The sequence below is a fragment of the Pseudomonas antarctica genome, from assembly GCF_001647715.1.
Taxonomy (GTDB): domain Bacteria; phylum Pseudomonadota; class Gammaproteobacteria; order Pseudomonadales; family Pseudomonadaceae; genus Aquipseudomonas; species Aquipseudomonas antarctica_A.
This window is the reverse complement of record NZ_CP015600.1, coordinates 1415622-1432020: the sequence shown is the minus strand read 5'-3', so window position 1 is coordinate 1432020 and position 16399 is coordinate 1415622. Positions and strand designations below refer to the sequence as shown.

At 57.5% G+C, this 16399-nt stretch carries 14 protein-coding genes and 1 pseudogene; 9 read left to right on the top strand and 6 right to left on the bottom strand.

The features are described 5' to 3' along the window. Positions 1–138: 138 nt before the first annotated feature. Positions 139–849, bottom strand: a complete 711-nt coding sequence (locus A7J50_RS06345) for a tellurite resistance TerB family protein (RefSeq protein ID WP_064451025.1) — start codon at positions 847–849, stop codon at positions 139–141. A gap of 332 nt (positions 850–1181) precedes the next feature. Between A7J50_RS06345 and A7J50_RS06340 the strand changes: the two genes are divergently transcribed. Then, complete coding sequence (locus A7J50_RS06340; RefSeq protein WP_064451024.1) at positions 1182–2807, top strand: glucan biosynthesis protein D; 1626 nt, start codon at positions 1182–1184, stop codon at positions 2805–2807. A gap of 46 nt (positions 2808–2853) precedes the next feature. On the opposite strand, the gene A7J50_RS06335 is transcribed toward A7J50_RS06340, so the two are convergent. The 3 genes from A7J50_RS06335 to A7J50_RS06325 all read right to left on the bottom strand — a co-directional run bounded on the left by A7J50_RS06335 (position 2854) and on the right by A7J50_RS06325 (position 6610). Beyond that, positions 2854–3039: a hypothetical protein gene (locus A7J50_RS06335; RefSeq protein WP_064451023.1), complete on the bottom strand. Its 186-nt coding sequence runs from the start codon at positions 3037–3039 to the stop codon at positions 2854–2856. Between the two features lie 436 nt (positions 3040–3475). Continuing rightward, positions 3476–4582, bottom strand: a complete 1107-nt coding sequence (locus tag A7J50_RS06330; protein WP_064451022.1) for an NADH:flavin oxidoreductase/NADH oxidase — start codon at positions 4580–4582, stop codon at positions 3476–3478. Between the two features lie 126 nt (positions 4583–4708). Next, a complete protein-coding gene (locus tag A7J50_RS06325; RefSeq protein WP_064451021.1) occupies positions 4709–6610 on the bottom strand; it encodes a potassium transporter Kup in 1902 nt (633 codons plus the stop codon). A 421-nt stretch (positions 6611–7031) separates the two neighbouring features. Between A7J50_RS06325 and A7J50_RS30435 the strand changes: the two genes are divergently transcribed. The 4 genes from A7J50_RS30435 to A7J50_RS06305 all read left to right on the top strand — a co-directional run bounded on the left by A7J50_RS30435 (position 7032) and on the right by A7J50_RS06305 (position 10558). Then, positions 7032–7346: a type II toxin-antitoxin system RelE/ParE family toxin gene (locus A7J50_RS30435; RefSeq protein ID WP_237140892.1), complete on the top strand. Its 315-nt coding sequence runs from the start codon at positions 7032–7034 to the stop codon at positions 7344–7346. Next, positions 7343–7678: an addiction module antidote protein gene (locus A7J50_RS06315; RefSeq protein WP_064451019.1), complete on the top strand. Its 336-nt coding sequence runs from the start codon at positions 7343–7345 to the stop codon at positions 7676–7678. The genes A7J50_RS30435 and A7J50_RS06315 overlap by 4 nt, the downstream gene beginning before the upstream one ends. A 479-nt stretch (positions 7679–8157) precedes the next feature. Next, a complete protein-coding gene (locus A7J50_RS06310) occupies positions 8158–8949 on the top strand; it encodes a DUF3800 domain-containing protein (RefSeq protein ID WP_064451018.1) in 792 nt (263 codons plus the stop codon). A 538-nt stretch (positions 8950–9487) separates the two neighbouring features. Beyond that, entirely contained in the window at positions 9488–10558 is a 1071-nt protein-coding gene (locus tag A7J50_RS06305; protein ID WP_064451017.1) for a PIN domain-containing protein, read from the top strand. A gap of 884 nt (positions 10559–11442) precedes the next feature. On the opposite strand, the gene A7J50_RS06300 is transcribed toward A7J50_RS06305, so the two are convergent. Then, positions 11443–12414 (bottom strand): hypothetical protein, encoded by a 972-nt coding sequence (locus A7J50_RS06300; RefSeq protein WP_064451016.1) that lies wholly within the window; start codon positions 12412–12414, stop codon positions 11443–11445. After that, a pseudogene (locus tag A7J50_RS06295) lies at positions 12387–12862 on the bottom strand (hypothetical protein); the annotation flags it as partial. The pseudogene A7J50_RS06295 and the gene A7J50_RS06300, both read right to left, overlap by 28 nt. Before the next feature lie 172 nt (positions 12863–13034). Between A7J50_RS06295 and rimO the strand changes: the two are divergent. The 4 genes from rimO to A7J50_RS06275 all read left to right on the top strand — a co-directional run bounded on the left by rimO (position 13035) and on the right by A7J50_RS06275 (position 16397). Next, positions 13035–14375 carry a 30S ribosomal protein S12 methylthiotransferase RimO gene (gene rimO, locus A7J50_RS06290; protein WP_064451015.1) on the top strand — a complete coding sequence of 447 codons (1341 nt, stop codon included), beginning with the start codon at positions 13035–13037 and terminating at the stop codon, positions 14373–14375. A gap of 103 nt (positions 14376–14478) precedes the next feature. Next, a complete protein-coding gene (locus A7J50_RS06285) occupies positions 14479–14946 on the top strand; it encodes a GNAT family N-acetyltransferase (RefSeq protein ID WP_064451014.1) in 468 nt (155 codons plus the stop codon). 211 nt (positions 14947–15157) lie between these two features. Next, on the top strand, positions 15158–15868 hold the full coding sequence (locus A7J50_RS06280) for an rRNA pseudouridine synthase (RefSeq protein ID WP_064451013.1): 711 nt from the start codon (positions 15158–15160) through the stop codon (positions 15866–15868). A gap of 67 nt (positions 15869–15935) precedes the next feature. After that, on the top strand, positions 15936–16397 hold the full coding sequence (locus tag A7J50_RS06275) for a DUF1456 family protein (RefSeq protein ID WP_053254682.1): 462 nt from the start codon (positions 15936–15938) through the stop codon (positions 16395–16397). The last annotated feature ends 2 nt before the right edge of the window (positions 16398–16399 follow it).

Sequence of the window (16399 nt, the reverse complement as noted above, 5' to 3'; positions counted from 1 at the left end):
GAAGGGCCATTCAAATGCGGGGAGTATAGCTGAGCGCAAGCCCTCATTAATCAATGGGTTTTGATGCACCGCACACAGAACGCAAAAACACCCCTAACCGCTGCTTCGGCCGGGGTGTTTGATAACGCTGGATGAGCGTCAAAGGGTGGCTTGGCGCACCTGTTTTTCCAGCTCGGCCTTTAGACCGGGCTCGAGTTTCAACTGGCGCGCCAACTCATCCAGATAGGCCTTTTCCATGAAGTTTTCTTCGTCAACCAGCATCACGCTGGCAACGTACATCTCGGCGGCCATTTCCGGGGTGCCGGCTGCGCGGGCCACGTCGGCGGGGTCGAGGGGTTTATTCAGCTCGGCATGCAGCCAGGTTTGCAGCTCGCGGTCGTTATCCAGCTTGGTGAATTCGCCCTCGATCAACGCGCGTTCACGCTCGTCCACATGCCCGTCAGCCTTGGCCGCCGCGACCAAGGCTTTAAGAATGCCCTGGCTGTGTTGCTCGACCTGGGCCGGTGGCAGGCGGTCGATGGTTTGCGGTTCGCCTTGAGGCGCGCCGGCCTGCTGCGCCTGCCAATTGCCGTAAGCCTTATAGGCAATCACGCCCAATGCCGCCAGGCCACCGTAGGTGAGGGCCTTGCCGCCAAATTTACGGGCCTTCTTATTACCCAGCAGCAAACCCATGGCACCGGCCGCCAGGGCCCCGCCACCCGCACCGCCGAGCAAACTGCCCAGCCCGCCACTGCCGAGCAGCCCGCCGAGTGCACCTTTGTCGTCCGATTTACGCTGGCCGCCAGCCTTGTTTTGCAACATGTCCTGGCCCGATTTGAGCAGTTGGTCGAGCAATCCACGGGTATTCATTCGCAGCCTCCAGACACTTGGGTTCGTAGGACCAATAGGCCCCCAGCGTAAAACTAAGTGCCAAAAAGCCGCGATCTAGAGTGCTTCCAGATGTAACGCCGCCAGCCTGGCTGCCAGACCCTCAACTCCGCACGCACACGTAGAAACAACTTGTTTCACACGCAACGCCATTACCTCGCCATCAAGCAATTTTCCTTATCCATCGAACCGCTTAAGCTATCCGGCGTCTGTTTATAGTCCGTTGCGTTTGGCCGAAGGCATGTCCGAACCGTTATTTCTGATCCAGCACGTGCCAGGAACGGCGCGGGATTTGCTCACGACAGGTTGTCTCTATGCACCGCAGGAATTTGCTCAAAGCATCCATGGCCATTGCGGCTTATACCGGTTTGTCGGCCTCTGGCCTGCTGGCCGCGCAGGCCTGGGCCGGGAACCGTGCCGCCGATGGCAAGGCCGTGGCGTTTGATTTTGAAACGCTTAAAGCCCAGGCCAAGCAGCTCGCCGGCACCGCGTATAAAGACACCAAACAGGTGCTGCCGCCGACGCTGGCGACCATGACCCCGCAGAATTTCAATGCCATCGGCTATGACGGCAACCACTCGCTGTGGAAGGAACTGAACGGCCAGCTCGACGTGCAATTCTTCCACGTCGGCATGGGCTTCAAGACGCCGGTGCGCATGCACAGCGTCGACCCCAAGACCCGCGAAGCGCGCGAGGTGCATTTCCGCCCGTCGCTGTTCAACTATGCAAAGACCACGGTCGACACCCAGCAGCTGACTGGCGACCTGGGTTTCTCCGGTTTCAAGCTGTTCAAGGCGCCGGAACTGGATCGCCATGACGTGTTGTCTTTCCTCGGCGCCAGCTACTTCCGCGCGGTGGATTCCACCGGCCAGTACGGCCTTTCGGCACGCGGCCTGGCAATTGATACCTACGCGAAAAAACGCGAAGAATTCCCCGACTTCACGCAATTCTGGTTCGAAACCCCGGCCAAGGACGCCACGCGTTTTGTGGTCTACGCCCTGCTCGACTCGCCGAGCGCCACCGGCGCCTACCGCTTCGACATCGACTGCCAGGCCAACCAGGTGGTGATGGCCATCGACGCAAATATCAATGCGCGCACCACGATTGAACAGTTGGGCATCGCGCCGATGACCAGCATGTTCAGCTGCGGCACCCACGAGCGCCGTATGTGCGACACCCTCCACCCGCAAATCCACGATTCGGATCGGCTGGCGATGTGGCGCGGCAACGGCGAATGGATCTGCCGCCCGTTGAACAACCCGGAAAAGTTGCAATTCAACGCGTTCGCCGACACCGACCCGAAAGGCTTCGGCCTGGTGCAGACCGACCATGAGTTCGCCAGCTACCAGGACACCGTGGATTGGTACAGCAAGCGCCCAAGCCTGTGGGTAGAACCGACCACCGCCTGGGGCGAAGGCTCGATCGACCTGCTGGAAATCCCCACCACCGGCGAAACCCTGGATAACATCGTGGCCTTCTGGACCCCGAAAAAACCCGTGGCCGCCGGCGACTCGCTCAACTATGGCTACAAGCTGTACTGGAGCGCACTGCCGCCGGTAAGCACCCCGCTGGCGCAAGTTGACGCCACCCGCTCAGGCATGGGCGGCTTTACCGAGGGCTGGGCACCGGGCGAGCACTACCCCGAAGTATGGGCACGCCGGTTTGCTGTGGACTTCAAAGGTGGCGGCCTGGACCGACTGCCCGCCGGCACCGGGATTGAGCCGGTGGTGACCTGTTCCCACGGCGAAGTGAAAGATTTCAGCGTGCTGGTGCTCGACAACATCAAGGGCTATCGCATTCTGTTCGACTGGTACCCGACCAGCGACAGCGTGGAGCCAGTGGAATTACGCCTGTTTATCCGCACGCAGGACCGCACGTTGAGTGAAACCTGGCTGTATCAGTACTTCCCGCCTGCGCCAGACAAGCGCAAGTACACCTGATACAACGCGTTCCCACGCACGCGTGGGAACGCTTCCCTCCTGCGGTTCAGAACCGCGACACGCTCTTCATTGCCCCGATCAAATACCGCATCGCCATTTGATCGCTTTCGGTCAACGCCCGATATTGCGCCAGCAGCTCCCTTTCATCCGAACTCAACCTTCGACCCCGCAAGGCTATCCGGCGACTCAGAAAAGACGCCACCGCACTCGCTACGCCATAGGATTTGGTCATGGACCGTTACTCCTGATTTCAGTCAAATACTTCGGGTGCCCATCTCCCAACTCCCTTGAGGCGCGATACCTTCGGGGACAAGCCGGCTGACTCCCTGGGCCAGAAATCAGACTTACCCTAAGCGTAGAAACAATCTCGTCACGTGTGGGATTTTTTTAGAGCATTCACTTAAAAAATTCTTCGGTAACAAAGACCTACAACCCTTTCTCACACAGAGGTCGGTTCAGGTGGATGTCGTGGGGCTCTTGCGCATACAGGTCGGGGTCCGCTCCATGCGGGCGACGGTTGCCTACAACGGGATATCGCTCTGGGCTAACGTAAGATCCCGCCGCATGATTGCCGCTGATTTCCAGCGACCAAGGATCGGGCTTGCGGGACCTGCGAGCACAAAAAAACCCACCGGTTCAGGGTGGGTTTGTATGAAACAGGCGCAGGATCAGTCCCTCAAATCAGACTCATGAATCGGCTGATCGCGATGGGTCGCCCGTTGGTATTGCGCTGGCCAAATCGCCTTGCGCCCGCCCAGGTCGTCGTCGGCATGCAGCGGCCAATACGGATCACGCAACAACTCACGGGCCAGGAAGATAATGTCGGCCTGGCAGGTGCGCAGGATATGCTCGGCCTGGGCTGGTTCGGTGATCATGCCGACCGTGCCGGTCGCGATACCCGACTCTTTACGCACACGCTCGGCAAAGCGCGTCTGGTAACCGGGGCCTACCGGGATTTCGGCATTGGCGGCAGTGCCACCGGAGGATACGTCGATCAGGTCCACGCCGAGGTCTTTGAGGCGGCGCGCCAGTTCCACGGTTTCATCAGGGTTCCAGCCGTCTTCAACCCAATCAGTGGCCGATACGCGTACAAACAGCGGCAGCTCTTGAGGCCAGACCTCGCGCACAGCCTTGGTCACTTCCAGCACCAGGCGGATGCGATTTTCAAACGAACCACCGTATTGGTCCTGACGCTGGTTGCTGATCGGCGACAGGAATTGGTGCAGTAGATAACCGTGCGCGGCATGGATTTCCACCACTTCAAAACCGGCGGTCAACGCACGCTTGGCGGCGGCCACAAAGTCGCCAATCACGCTCTGGATCTGCCCTTCGTCCAATGCTTTGGGCTGGGTGTGATTCGGGTCAAAGGCAATCGGCGATGGGCCTACCGGCACCCAACCGCCGTCTTCCGGCTTGACGCTGCCATGCTTGCCGATCCATGGCCGATGAGTGCTGGCCTTGCGCCCCGCATGGGCCAATTGAATGCCCGCGACCGCGCCTTGGGCGGCAATAAAGCGCGTGATGCGTTGCAACGGCTCGATCTGTGCGTCGTTCCACAAGCCCAGGTCCTGGGCGGTGATGCGGCCATCGGCGGTCACGGCGGTGGCTTCGGTGAAAATCAGCCCGGCGCCGCCGACGGCGCGACTGCCCAGGTGCACCAGGTGCCAGTCATTGGCCAGGCCATCGTCGGATGAATACTGGCACATCGGCGAGACGGCAATCCGGTTGAGCAGGGTCAATTGGCGGAGGGTGTAGGGTTCGAGCAGCTGACTCATGACGCACCTCTTCTGGGTTCTGTGGGCACTCTTCAAACAGTGCTTAGAGCCTAGTCGACAACGGTAGCTTGCACAGGGTTCAGAAGGAAAACGGGAGCCGATTGCCGGCTCCCGTGTTGCAGTGGCTTACATTTCGACCTGGGTGCCCAGCTCGATCACCCGGTTTACCGGGAGCTTGAAGAAGCGCAGGTTGCCGTTGGCGTTCTTCAACATGAACGCGAACAAACTTTCACGCCATCGGGCCATGCCCTTGATGCGCGAGGCAATCACCGTTTCGCGGCTGAGGAAGTACGTGGTGCGCATCGGGCTGAAATCCAGATCGTCCAGATGGCACAGCTTCAGCGCTTCGGGCACGTCCGGCTCGTCGGTAAAACCGAAGTGCAGGATTACGCGGAAGAACCCTTCCCCGTAGGCATCCACCTCGAACCGCCGTGAGGTAGGTACGCGCGGAATATCTTCGTAGACCACTGTCAGCATCACCACCTGCTCATGCAACACCTGGTTATGCAGCAGGTTGTGCAACAGCGCGTGAGGCACGGCGTCGGTCCGCGCGGTGAGGAACACCGCCGTGCCCTGCACGCGATGGGGCGGCTGCACGCGGATACTGCTGATAAAGATCGGCAACGGCAGGCCGCCTTCGTCGAGGCGGTCCATCAGCAGTTCCTTGCCGCGCTTCCAGGTGGTCATCAGGATAAACAGCACAATCCCCGCCAGCACCGGGAAGGCACCGCCCTGGACGATCTTCGGCACGTTGGCGGCGAAGAACAGGCCGTCCACCAACAGGAAGCCGATCAACACCGGAATCGCCAGCACCGGTGGCCACTTCCAGAGCAGCAGCATCACCGCCGACACCAGGATGCTGGTAATCAACATGGTGCCGGTCACTGCCACGCCGTAGGCGGAGGCCAGGGCATTGGAGGATTCGAAGCCGAGCACCAGCAGGATCACGCCGACCATCAGCGACCAGTTCACCGCACCGATGTAGATCTGACCTTGCTCGGCGCTGGAGGTGTGCTGGATGTGCATGCGCGGGATGTAACCCAACTGGATCGCCTGACGCGTCAGGGAGAACGCGCCGGAAATCACCGCCTGGGATGCAATCACGGTGGCCAGGGTCGACAGCGCGACCAACGGCACCAGCGCCCATTCCGGCGCGAGCAAGTAGAACGGGTTGCGCGCCGCCTCGGGGTTTTCCAGCAGCAACGCGCCCTGGCCGAAGTAGTTGAGCACCAGCGCCGGTAGCACCAGTGCGAACCAGGCACGAGCGATCGGCTTGCGGCCGAAGTGGCCCATGTCGGCATACAGCGCTTCGGCACCGGTCAAGGCCAGCACAACGGCGCCAAGAATCGCCACGCCCATGCCCGGATGGGACACAAAGAAACGCACGCCCCACACGGGGTTCAGCGCGTTGAGCACCTCGGGATGTTGCAGGATGCCGTGCACGCCGAGGCCGCCCAACACCAGGAACCACACCACCATCACCGGCCCGAACAGCTTGCCGATACGGTCAGTGCCGTGTTTCTGGATCAGGAACAGCCCCACCAGTACCACCAGCGACAGCGGCACCACCCAACGTTCAATCCCATCAAAGGCCAGTTCCAGGCCCTCGACCGCCGACAATACCGAGATCGCCGGGGTAATCATGCTGTCGCCATAAAACAGCGCCGCACCGATCAGGCCGAGGATCACCAGCACCGAGCGTAACTTGGGGTACGGCGACGCCGCCCGCCGCGCCAGCGCCGTCAGGGCCATGATGCCACCCTCGCCCTGGTTGTCCGCGCGCAGGATAAACAGCACGTACTTGATCGACACGACCCACACCAGCGACCAGAAAATCAGCGCCAGAATGCCGAAGACCCCGTCATGATTGACCTGAACCCCGTAACCACCTGTAAACACTTCTTTAAGGGTATAGAGCGGGCTGGTACCGATATCGCCGTAAACCACCCCGACTGCCGCCACCAACATGCCAATCGGCTTTGCATTGGAATGCTCGGCACCTGCTGCCTGACTATTTGCCTGACCCATCAACCACTCCTGCCCTTTGACCTGAGGTCTTATATAAACAACGCGCCTAAGCTGACCGTAGCATGCGCTGTTTTACTTCTCGTAACAGACGTTTTATTGACCCCGAGGTTTTACCCGCGTGCAACGGCGCGAAGCATAGCGCAGCACTCGTCGCATTTCCCTGCTCAAGTGGTTCTGGTGTCGTTTTCTGCAGCCGTTAATAAAGGTCACGGCACTTTGGAGCCTTTTTGCCTGCATTGATCACATTACGGCGGACCGTTTATTTTTGGCCTGGCTCATTAGTGCTGCCTAAGCGGCGTAAGCCGGGACTCCCCAGCTGGCTTAGCTGATCAATAAATCGTGCCCCTGCATGGCGCGCGCAGCCGATATATAAACTCAATCATCGGCCTGTCTCTTTTAAGGTACATTTCTCATGTGAGAAGTGAAACACGTACTGTCAGTCAATGGCGTGGATATCTACCAGGCTTGGCTGGACACCGTGCAAGACACGCGTTCAAAAGCAAGAATCACAACCAGAGTGGACCGAGCATCACTTGGTCACTTTGGCCTTGCCGAGCCGGTGGGAGATGGAGTTTTTGAGATGAAGCTCGACTTCGGACCTGGCTTTCGCGTGTATTACGCAATTCAGGACCGGAAAATAGTTTTCCTGCTGGGCGGTGGCTCAAAGGCCAGACAGCAGAACGACATTGATCAGGCCAAGGCTCTCTGGAAATCTTACAAGGTGCAGCAAAAATGACCATTCGTACTCGTTCTCATGAAGATAGCGTTCTTGAAATGCTCCGAGACGACGAAGCGTTCGCCCTCGAATATCTTTCTGTCGCGCTTGAGGAAATCGATGAAGCGGGTGGTGAGGACGCCTTCCTTGTCGCTATCCGTCGCATAGCGGAAGCTCGTGGCGGAATGCTCAGTTTGTCGCAGAACACGGGGCTTAATAGAGCAAATCTGTACAGATCCATCGCCGTCGGCGGTGACCCAAAGCTCTCCACCCTCCTGAAAGTGCTTCAAGCGTTAGGTGTAGGCATGTCTAAAGTTGTATCGCACCGCACAGAGCACGACGCCCGGGCTTAAGTGCAGGGTAAGGGCTATGCGAATTAGCCAATACAGCACTCGTCGCATTTCCCTGCATAAAGCTGGTCAAGTGCGTTGCCCGTCGCTAGAATTGCGCACTTTTTGATCAGAGGCGCGCTAAGCGCCCGTCCGCTGCCCTGCCCTTCTGGGCGGCGGCGTCATTCAATACCGAGGTTAGACATGTCCACCACCATCGCAAAAGCCAACCCAAAGGTCGGCTTTGTATCCCTGGGTTGCCCACACGCTAGCTAAAATATACAAATTGTTGTTCCGTTAAAGGGAACGTTTTGGTTGACATAGGGCGAGAATATGACTATTTTTCGTCTCAAGTCGGCAGCCCTGCCTTAGCGGTGCGTGAAGGAGCTCCTTCGCTGGCTTACCTAATTCGTAAAACCTATGCCTACATGCATAGGTCATCAGACAAAAGTCGAGCAGATGCTCGACTTTTTTTTTGGCTCTTTTTGGATGAGGATGACTGGATGCACCTTCTATATGTTGACGAATCAGGCACGCCAAGCGACCCGAGCCAGAGCTTTTTCATCCTCGCGGGCGTGTCCATCTTTGAACGTCAAACTCACTGGGTTGAAACCCAGATGAACGAGATCGCCGCAAGGTTCTCCCCTGAAGACCCCTACGCGATTGAGCTCCACGGTTCGCCGATGAGATCTGGCAAGAGCGAATGGCGGCCTTTCCCGATGGCCGACCGGATTCAAGCTATCAAAGACTGTCTCAGCATCATCGCCAACTCTAAAGGCAAATATCGCTTGTTCGCTTCGGTAGTCGAACGTGGAGCGCATGGGGCAGACGATCCGATCAAATCTTGTTTTGAACAGGTCGCATCGAGGTTTGACAAATACCTCCAACGATTCAATACGCAGGGCAAACCTGAGAGAGGGATCGCAATTTTTGACACCTCCCACACAGAAAAAAGCATCCAGAACCTTGCGAGAACATTCAAGTACGATGGGCACTCATTCGGTAAGCTCAGAAACTTTGCTGAGGTACCACTGTTTCTGGACTCCAAAGCGTCAAGGATGATCCAGTTGGTCGACCTGGTTGCATTTGCGATTTTTCGACACTATCAAGCTGACGATTCGCAATACTTCGACATCATCAAAAAAAGCTTCGACAGCGTGGGCGGCACCATGCATGGCCTTCATGTCCGTAGAGCGTCCCAAAATGTAGGTGTCGCGGTACAGATCGCGACCACAACGATCGTGACACCCGAGGCTGTGCTGGCGGTCGAAGAGATAGCAATCAACAACAGTTGACCCCGCACGGTAGGGTAAGACTGTGCAAAGTTAAGCGAGCGCTGGAAGACTCGCAAAACGAGCCGCAACTTGGCGTCCAGCATTCGAATCGAAACTACCCATCGCGACCTAGTGAGCATTACGAGGAGCGCTGCAGATTTTGAAATCGCTCGCTTCGGAAGTTTTCCAACCGTTCACCCAAGCGGGCTGGGGGTCTGCAGAGCTGTCCCCCTGCCCTGCTCTGCTGCCACGAGGTGTAAAGGCATTACATTCCTCTTCCAGACTTTGCACTCAGTGCAATGACCATTCTCCCGCTAAAGCCCACAGCTGCCCTGGGCTGAGCCCCCCATTGCACCACACTCCACCTTTGCACTTTTTTGCGACGAGAAGCCCGTCGGCGGGAGGGGGATAAGTGCTTTCTTGTGTCATTTTTTCTTATTCGCCGGACTTCCCGAATCGATAAGTAATAGGCACACGTCTTGCGATAACATCAAATGATGTCGATAAGCATTGGGCATCGAAAACCAGGTTCGGTTGAAGATAGGGCGGGGGAATACGTATGGAGCAGGAAGTCAGAATAGATAAGGACGTAGGGAGCCAGATCTTCATTATGATCGATACCTGTGTCTGGCTAGATCTCGCTAAGGACTACCGGCAGCGAGCTACGATCGCGGCATTGCAGGAATTGATTAACTTCGAAATTGTAGTGCTACTACTGCCACAGCAAGTGATAGACGAATTCGATCGAAATAAAGACCGCATCATCAAGGAAAGTGGACAGAGCTTAACGAGTACCTTTCGACGAGTTCGGGATGCAGTGAGTCAATTTGGCAAGCCGGAAGGGCTGGAAGAGGCGTTGATTCAGCTCAGTGACATAGACCATAGGGTCGGCATGCTTGGAGAGGCGGTAAACGAATCCATTGGTCGCATCGAAAAAATTTTTGCAGGAGCAAGGAAGATACAAACAAATGACGCTACTTTGCGAGCGGCAGCCATGCGAGCAGTAGAAAAACGTGCTCCGTTTCACAAGCCAAAAAACAGCATGGGGGATGCCATTCTGATCGAGCTATATGCCGCAGCCTTGATAGATGAAAAAAAAGGCGCGGGAAACCAGTTTGTCTTCGTCACCCATAACAAACACGATTTCAGCTCCGGTACAGGCGACGACCGCATACCTCACCCAGACATAGCCGATTTTTTCAACGGGACTCATTCCACTTACTCCATAAACCTGAACTCATACCTCAACGAAATAGCCCCGAAATGGGTCGAGCTTCAATTAATGAACGAGTATCAAGACGAGCCAAGGCTGCTGTCAGAACTGCTTAAGGTTGAGGAGAGATTGACGAGTCAAGTCTGGTACAACCGCCATCGAGGGCGATGTATTGAGGTCGAGGAAGCACGCCTAAAGGTTCTCCCAGAAGCACAATACTCAAGGTCACCGTACAAGCAAGACGAAATACTGGATACCATCTGGAATGGCGCTCTAGCAGCAGCAAAGCGCGTGGAAGAGGAAGTAGGGCTGGACGATCTCGGCCCTTGGAATGACTTCGAATGGGGGATGATCAACGGTAAATTGAGCGCCATCAGATGGATGCTCGGCTACGAATGGGACATGCTCGACACTTAAGAGTGCTCGGGGTGCCGCAGTGGGAAGCAGGACAAAAACGAGGGCCGATTGGCCCCCGCGCACCACTTATACCTGTTGAATAACTCGGAGCAAACGGACGAACCAATAGGCCGTCTGAAGCAACCGAATCAACTCTTCAGGGAAAAGCTTTTGGATAAATCTTTTCATAGAGGTAGTCCTTCGAATTGGCGAAACCTGCGCATTCTTAACGATTAGCAGCAGAGCCTCCCACTCACTTGGGACGGAGCCTCAATAAATTATTACCGATATCGGTAATAACTATTCCTCTAACTAAGTCACACTCTACGTCATAACTACTGTCGTTTCGTGACCTATTCGAGCTTGACGGGTCCGTCACACGGCCATACCCTTTGAGATGCGAGTAACAAAGTAGTACGGCGCGGAGTGGTTAATTCAGATGCTACCACGGTTTTTTCCGAAGGGAATCCACTGAAATGCGTCTACACAGAGCCCACCACGTGTGGGCTCTGTCGTATCTGACCACCCGCGCTCGCAGTTACTGAGGTTGGGTGCACCACGAAGCTAGGTTTTTCGCGGGGTTCACCGTGCTAACACTTTTTTGCGTATTTTTTAAGATAACTGAAATAGGATCATTGATCCTAATTACGAACCGACGAACGGTAGACCAAACTAGCCGCTTACGGCTAGAGTGCAAGCCAACGCAAGTAAGTGCTTGTAGCCGCAACATCGGAAAGTTGTTTTTACGAACATAAAAACGCTGTTAAAACGAATACAAAAACAGCTGCTAAAAAACGCATCGCTTTTTGACGACGAAGTCGAACGTGTTTTTGGACGTATAAAACGAAGGGTGAATTGCCGAGGGTTTCCCCCCTATTTTCTTAGCGCGAATTCTGATAGCGAAGTCAAAGCGTAATCGGATCCATCGCCGCTGATAGCGCCGTAGCCTTCGCCGCATAGCTGGTGAATGCCGAAGCATTACCTGGTGGCGGCGTGGGCCCATGTGTATGGCTGGCCAGTTGAGTGTTCATCTGATGCACCAGGTCAAGCAAATCGCACAGCACCTGCAGCACGTTCACACCCTCGGATCCCAACCAGGTCTTGGGCGCGACCAGTCGCTGACTGACCGCCGCCACACTTTCACGCAGCCCCTGAATCCTTTCCTCCATGTCGCCACCTACCGTGGCGTTGTGCTTCTGCCCCACCACCAGGTTCAGATCCCGCCCGGTCGCTTGGTGCAGGTCATCCACCGCCGCCAGGCTCGCCGATCCACCCGACAGCAGCTTGAGCGCGCCCAGGGCCTCAATCGTCTTGATGCCCCCAACCGACTCGGTTGAATGGTCGTCCACGGTCCTGATGTGGCTCTGGAACCGTTCGGTGTTGCCCATCGCCTCTACTTCCCGCTCGATCGCCTTGTCGAGGATCTTGCCGTCGGTTTGGCGCAGCCAATTGCCGTCGGCGTCGACACGCTGCTGGCAGGCCTCGCTGTGCTGCCACACCTGGTCACCTTTCGGGACGCGGGGCATACTCAGGCCGTGGGGCAGAATGGTTTGGATATAGGGCTTGTGCGGCAGGCCGTACGCGGAGCACACCACAACCTGTGTGCCTTCCTGGGGGAATGCGTAGATGCCCATTTCCTCGCCACCGGTGGGCAGCGGCAACGGCACGCCGGCAAGGATCGGCAGCTTGGTGTCTGGCTCGCCATCCGGCCCCAGCACCTCGATGTCGACGGCATAGCGCGGCCGGAAATCGTCACAGATGCCGGCGCCGGCCGGGGCGTCGGCTACGGCGACAACACGGGCAAAGCGTGGCAGGTGGTAACCGCCGGTAAGTTCGGGAAATTGTCGTTCTACGCTGCGGCGGATTGCGTCGTCCATCGGATGGCCATCTGATTGTCGATGAGCGCCACACTGGTGATGCGCTCGCCGTGGTTGATCGTTGCGCCTGGTCGCAACCCGGGAAGGGCCGCAATCATCGCGCTTTGGTTGCCCTGGTAGTCGTCGAACAGTTCCACCGGCAGCTGCAGCGCCGAGCGAACGCCAAAAAAGCTGTCTGCCCAACTGCCCACGAATACTTCCCCGTCACCCTGCTGCAGCCAGATGAAGTCGAGAATGCTGAAAACTATGGCAAGACTGTCCAACCCTTGATATCCAGCGACAGGGCTCTAAAAGAACGGCGCTTTGACGCCTACATAGGGCTGATCAGACACGCGAAAGCGTAAACCAGTACGATGGCTGATCTCTGCCAGGACGGCACGCAGGTCGACGTGGCGCGGTTCAGCGGTAGCGGCCTTGCAAATATTGGGGCCAGCTCGCGGCAGAACGGCATCTGCTGGCGGCTGGTAGCGGTGCAGCACTCGTCGCATTTCCCTGCATAAAGCTGGTCAAGTGCGTTGCCCGTCGCTAGAATTGCGCACTTTTTGATCAGAGGCGCGCTAAGCGCCCGTCCGCTGCCCTGCCCTTCTGGGCGGCGGCGTCATTCAATACCGAGGTTAGACATGTCCACCACCATCGCAAAAGCCAACCCAAAGGTCGGCTTTGTATCCCTGGGTTGCCCGAAGGCTCTCGTTGACTCCGAGCGCATCCTCACGCAACTGCGTATGGAAGGCTATGACGTCGTGTCCACTTATCAGGACGCCGACGTGGTGGTGGTCAACACCTGCGGTTTCATCGACTCGGCGAAGGCTGAGTCGCTGGAAGTGATCGGCGAAGCGATCAAGGAAAACGGCAAGGTCATCGTGACCGGCTGCATGGGCGTGGAAGAGGGCAATATCCGCAAGGTGCACCCAAGCGTGCTGGCCGTGACCGGTCCGCAACAGTACGAGCAAGTGGTCAACGCCGTGCACCAGGTGGTGCCGCCTCGCCAGGACCACAACCCGCTGATCGACCTGGTGCCGCCGCAAGGCATCAAGCTGACGCCGCGCCACTATGCGTACCTGAAGATTTCCGAAGGCTGCAACCACAGCTGCAGCTTCTGCATCATCCCGTCGATGCGCGGCAAGCTGGTCAGCCGCCCGGTCGGTGACGTGCTCGACGAAGCCCAGCGCCTGGTCAAATCCGGCGTCAAAGAGCTGTTGGTGATCTCCCAGGACACCAGCGCCTACGGCGTCGATGTGAAATACCGCACCGGTTTCTGGAATGGCGCGCCGGTGAAAACCCGCATGACCGAACTCTGCGAAGCCTTGAGCAGCCTGGGCGTGTGGGTACGCCTGCACTACGTTTACCCGTACCCGCATGTGGACGAGCTGATCCCGCTGATGGCCGCCGGCAAGATCCTGCCGTACCTGGACATCCCGTTCCAGCACGCCAGCCCGAAAATCCTCAAGGCCATGAAACGCCCGGCCTTCGAAGACAAGACCCTGGCGCGCATCAAGAACTGGCGCGAGATCTGCCCTGAGCTGATCATCCGCTCCACGTTCATCGTCGGCTTCCCTGGCGAGACCGAAGAAGACTTCCAGTACCTGCTGGACTGGCTGACCGAGGCCCAACTCGACCGCGTCGGTTGCTTCCAGTACTCGCCGGTGGAAGGCGCTCCAGCCAACCTGCTGGACGCTGCCATCGTTCCAGACGACGTCAAGCAAGACCGTTGGGAGCGCTTCATGGCCCATCAACAGGCCATCAGCTCGGCACGCCTGCAACTGCGTATCGGCAAAGAAATCGAAGTGCTGATTGATGAAGTCGACGAGCAAGGCGCCGTTGGCCGTTGCTTCTTCGATGCGCCGGAAATCGACGGTAACGTGTTTATCGACGATGCCAGCGGCCTGAAGCCGGGCGACAAGGTCTGGTGCACGGTGACGGACGCCGATGAATACGACCTGTGGGCTGAAAAGCGCGATTAAGGCTGTAAAAAATTGAAAAAGCCCCGCTTCTGAACAAGATGCGGGGCTTTTTTAGGTCTATCGTTTGCCCATCGACGCCGATCATCGGCAAGGGGCAGCGGGCATGCGTCAGCATTCGGTTATCCACACACCTAAAATCAGCGACTTCGCGCAATTGGCGCAGATCTGGGAAGCGTCCGTGCGCGCGACCCACGACTTCTTGCCGGACAGCTACATCGTGCTGCTTAAGGAACTGGTGCTGACACGTTACCTGGACGCCGTCATGCTGATCTGCACCAAAGACGCGCGCCAGCGTATTACCGGGTTTGCCGGGGTGGCCGCGGGTAAAGTCGAGATGCTGTTTATCGACCCACAGCACCGCGGCCAGGGCCTCGGCCGGCAACTGCTGCGCTATGCGATCGAGCACATGAACGCCGATGCACTGGACGTCAACGAACAGAACCCACAAGCCCTGGGCTTTTACTTCAAGCAGGGGTTCGAGGTAATCGGACGCGCGGAGCATGATGGCCTGGGCCAACCGTACCCGTTGCTGCACATGCGTTTGCGCCAACAGCAACGGCGCAGTGGCTGACGAAACACAGTGCCAATGTGGGAGCGGGCTTGCTCGCGAATGCGGTGTGTCAGTCAAAGATGTGCTAGCTGATCCACCGCATTCGCGAGCAAGCCCGCTCCCACATTTTGAACCGTGTACCAACCAATAAAGCCACTACGCTGAAATGGGGCCGGGATTAACCGCGCCCACACAGGTACAATAGCCGCCCCCTTTTGCTACGGCCCTTGTCATGACTGACCCCATACGCCTTTCCAAACGCCTTATTGAACTGGTCGGTTGCTCCCGTCGGGAGGCTGAGCTGTTTATCGAAGGCGGCTGGGTCTCGGTGGACGGCGAAGTGATTGACGAGCCACAGTTCAAGATCACCACCCAGAAGGTCGAGCTCGATCCAGAGGCCAAGGCCACTGTGCCGGAGCCGGTGACCATTCTGTTGCACGCGCCGGTAGGTATGGATGCCGAAACGGCGATGGCCTCGATCAGCGCCGAGACCCTGTCCGAAGAACACCGCTTCAGCAAACGCCCGCTCAAAGGCCACTTTCTGCGCCTGACCGCCAGTGCCGACCTGCAAGCCAAGGCCAGCGGCCTGTTGGTGTTCACCCAGGACTGGAAGATTCTGCGCAAGTTGACCGCCGATGCCGCCAAGATCGAGCAGGAATACGTGGTGGAAGTCGAAGGCGACATGGTTGCTCATGGCCTCAATCGCCTGAACCACGGCCTGACCTACAAAGGCAAAGAGCTGCCGGCCGTAAAAGCCAGCTGGCAGAACGAAAACCGCCTGCGCTTTGCGATGAAAAACCCGCAACCGGGCGTCATCGCTCTGTTCTGCGAAGCCGTTGGCTTGAAAGTCATCGCCATCCGCCGTATTCGCATTGGCGGCGTGTCCATTGGCAAAGTGCCAGTAGGCCAATGGCGTTACCTGTCCGGCAAAGAGAAGTTCTAAGCCGCACCCCTTTCTTGACACCGCCTGACTGGGCGGTGCCCTCAGTTGAATACCAGGATTGCCCACCATGATTCACAACGACGTACTGCGCAGCGTGCGCTACATGCTCGACATCAGCGACAACAAGATGGTCGAGATCATCAAACTCGGCGGCATGGACGTGACCAAGGAAGACCTGCTGACCTACCTCAAGAAAGATGAGGAAGAAGGTTTTGTATTCTGCCCGGACGACGTCATGGCTCACTTCCTGGATGGCCTGGTGATTTTCAAGCGCGGCAAGGACGAAACGCGTCCGCCGCAGCCGATTGAAACCCCGGTGACCAACAACATCATCCTGAAGAAGCTGCGCGTCGCCTTCGAACTGAAAGAAGACGACATGCACGCCATCCTCAAGGCTGCCGAATTCCCGGTGTCCAAACCTGAGCTCAGCGCGCTGTTCCGCAAGTTCGGCCACACCAACTACCGCACCTGCGGCGACCAGTTGCTGCGTAACTTCCTCAAGGGCCTGACCCTGCGGGTTCGTGCGTAAGC

Coding starts and splice junctions, on each gene's coding strand:
- A7J50_RS06315 (WP_064451019.1), top strand. CDS start 7,343: ATGACCATTCGTACTCGTTCTCATGAAGATAGCGTTCTTGAAATGCTC.
- A7J50_RS06335 (WP_064451023.1), bottom strand. CDS start 3,039: ATGACCAAATCCTATGGCGTAGCGAGTGCGGTGGCGTCTTTTCTGAGT.
- A7J50_RS06310 (WP_064451018.1), top strand. CDS start 8,158: ATGCACCTTCTATATGTTGACGAATCAGGCACGCCAAGCGACCCGAGC.
- A7J50_RS06305 (WP_064451017.1), top strand. CDS start 9,488: ATGGAGCAGGAAGTCAGAATAGATAAGGACGTAGGGAGCCAGATCTTC.
- A7J50_RS06280 (WP_064451013.1), top strand. CDS start 15,158: ATGACTGACCCCATACGCCTTTCCAAACGCCTTATTGAACTGGTCGGT.
- A7J50_RS06330 (WP_064451022.1), bottom strand. CDS start 4,582: ATGAGTCAGCTGCTCGAACCCTACACCCTCCGCCAATTGACCCTGCTC.
- A7J50_RS06300 (WP_064451016.1), bottom strand. CDS start 12,414: ATGGACGACGCAATCCGCCGCAGCGTAGAACGACAATTTCCCGAACTT.
- A7J50_RS06345 (WP_064451025.1), bottom strand. CDS start 849: ATGAATACCCGTGGATTGCTCGACCAACTGCTCAAATCGGGCCAGGAC.
- rimO (WP_064451015.1), top strand. CDS start 13,035: ATGTCCACCACCATCGCAAAAGCCAACCCAAAGGTCGGCTTTGTATCC.
- A7J50_RS06285 (WP_064451014.1), top strand. CDS start 14,479: ATGCGTCAGCATTCGGTTATCCACACACCTAAAATCAGCGACTTCGCG.
- A7J50_RS06275 (WP_053254682.1), top strand. CDS start 15,936: ATGATTCACAACGACGTACTGCGCAGCGTGCGCTACATGCTCGACATC.
- A7J50_RS06325 (WP_064451021.1), bottom strand. CDS start 6,610: ATGGGTCAGGCAAATAGTCAGGCAGCAGGTGCCGAGCATTCCAATGCA.
- A7J50_RS06340 (WP_064451024.1), top strand. CDS start 1,182: ATGCACCGCAGGAATTTGCTCAAAGCATCCATGGCCATTGCGGCTTAT.